The organism is Streptomyces sp. NPDC058877, from assembly GCF_042742855.1.
In the GTDB taxonomy this organism is placed as follows: Bacteria; Actinomycetota; Actinomycetes; order Streptomycetales; family Streptomycetaceae; genus Streptomyces.
The window spans coordinates 1-1755 of sequence record NZ_JBHYMF010000381.1 but is presented as its reverse complement, the minus strand read 5'-3'; the positions used below and the strand labels follow the sequence as shown (position 1 = coordinate 1755).

The following is a 1755-nucleotide window of genomic DNA, read 5'->3' as shown; positions in this document are numbered from 1 at the left end:
AGGCCCTCGACCAGACCGCCGGGGCGCACCTCGGCGAAGACGTCGTGGACCGGGCGGAGCGCGGCCTCGCGCACGGCGGAGACGAGCAGGCCGTGCCGGATCGCGCACTCGGTGCGGGTCCGGCCGGGGCGTTCCGAGGCCGGGCGCGGGATGCGGTCCACCGGGCGCGGCACCCGCCCAGAGCCGTGCACGGCCTGCGCCGACGGCTCAGTCGAACGGGTGGACTCTGGTCTAATGGGTTGCTCTTTTGTCGGCCGCCGGTATGGGGGACGTGGTGTTGGACGTACTGAACAGGCCCGCTTCCGAGACCGTCGACCCGGAGCCGTCCGAAGGCCCCCCACCGGTCCCGCTCCGCCCCTACCTGGTCCTCGCGGGCCTCCTCTGCGGCCTGTACTTCCTGTACTCCTGGGTGCAGTACGCGCACTTCCGCACGCCCTCCTGGGACCTGGGGATCTTCGGGCAGTCGGTCCGGGCGTACGCCGAGTTCCGGGCGCCCGTCGTCGACATCAAGGGCCCCGGCTTCCCCATACTCGGCGACCACTTCAGCCCCGTCACCGCGCTCCTCGCCCCGCTCTACTGGATCTGGTCCTCGCCGGTCTCCCTGCTCTTCGGGCAGGCCGCGCTCTTCGCCGCCTCCGCCGTCGTCGTCGGCCGCACCACCCAGCAGATCCTCGGCAGCCGGGCCGCCGGCATCGGGCTGACGGTCGCCTACGGGCTCTCCTGGGGCCTGCAGGAGGCCGTCAAGTCCGACTTCCACGAGATCGCCTTCGCCGTCCCGCTGCTCGCCCTGACCTGCCGGGCCCTGCTCCTCGGGCGCTGGACCTCAGCCGCCGCCTGGTCCGCCCCGCTCGTCCTGGTCAAGGAGGACATGGGGCTCACCGTCGCCATGGTCGGTGCGGTCCTCTTCCTGAAGGGCCAGAAGCGGCTCGGCGTGGTCCTGGCCGGCCTCGGCACCGCGGCCTTCGCGCTGACGGTCCTCGTCCTGATCCCGGCGGCGAGCCGGCTCGGCCAGTACGACTACTGGTCCAAGATCGAGAAGACCGGGGAGGGCACCGACACCTCCTTCGCACAGGTCATCGGAGACGCCCTCGCCTCGGGCGAGCGCTGGGAGATGGTCCTCTACCTGCTCGCGATCACCGGCTTCCTCGCGCTGCGCTCCCCGCTGCTCCTGCTCGTCCTGCCGACCCTCGGCTGGCGCTTCCTCTCACAGGACCCCAACCACTGGGGCATGCACTGGCACTACAGCGCGGTCCTGATGCCGGTCGTCTTCCTCGCCCTCGTGGACGGCGTCCGCTCGGTCCGCACGTCGCCGCGCGCCTGGCTCGCCGCATACGGGAAGGTCGTGGTTCCGGTCGCGACGGCGGTCGCCCTCGTCCTCGCGGCGCACCTGCCGCTGCGGGAGCTGCTCACCCCGGAGACCTACCGGACGGACGCCCGCACCCTCCAGGCGCGGGCGGCGGTCGACGCGGTGCCGGAGGGGGCCAGCGTGGAGGCCGACGTCTCGCTCCTCGCCCACCTCACGGCGGACCACCGGGTCTACTGGGTGGGCACGGCCAAGGGGGCGACCCCGGACTACCTCGCCTTCGACCTGCGGGGCTGGGGGCAGCAGGTGTCGGATCCGGTGCGGCTGGCTTCGCAATTGCATCCGGAAGCGCGCTATGAGATCACCCACCGCTCCGAGGGCTTCGCGGTCCTGAAGCGGTCCTGAGCCCGCACCCAACGGCCGAGGGCCGTCCGGCGGCGTGCCGGACGGCC

At 72.6% G+C, this 1755-nt stretch carries 1 protein-coding gene; it reads left to right on the top strand.

The window, feature by feature from the left end; all coding sequences use genetic code 11:
- Window positions 1-274: 274 nt before the first annotated feature.
- Window positions 275-1708, top strand: coding sequence for a DUF2079 domain-containing protein (locus ACFW2Y_RS35710; RefSeq protein ID WP_384887884.1), 1434 nt, complete (start codon window positions 275-277; stop codon window positions 1706-1708).
- Window positions 1709-1755: the final 47 nt, after the last annotated feature.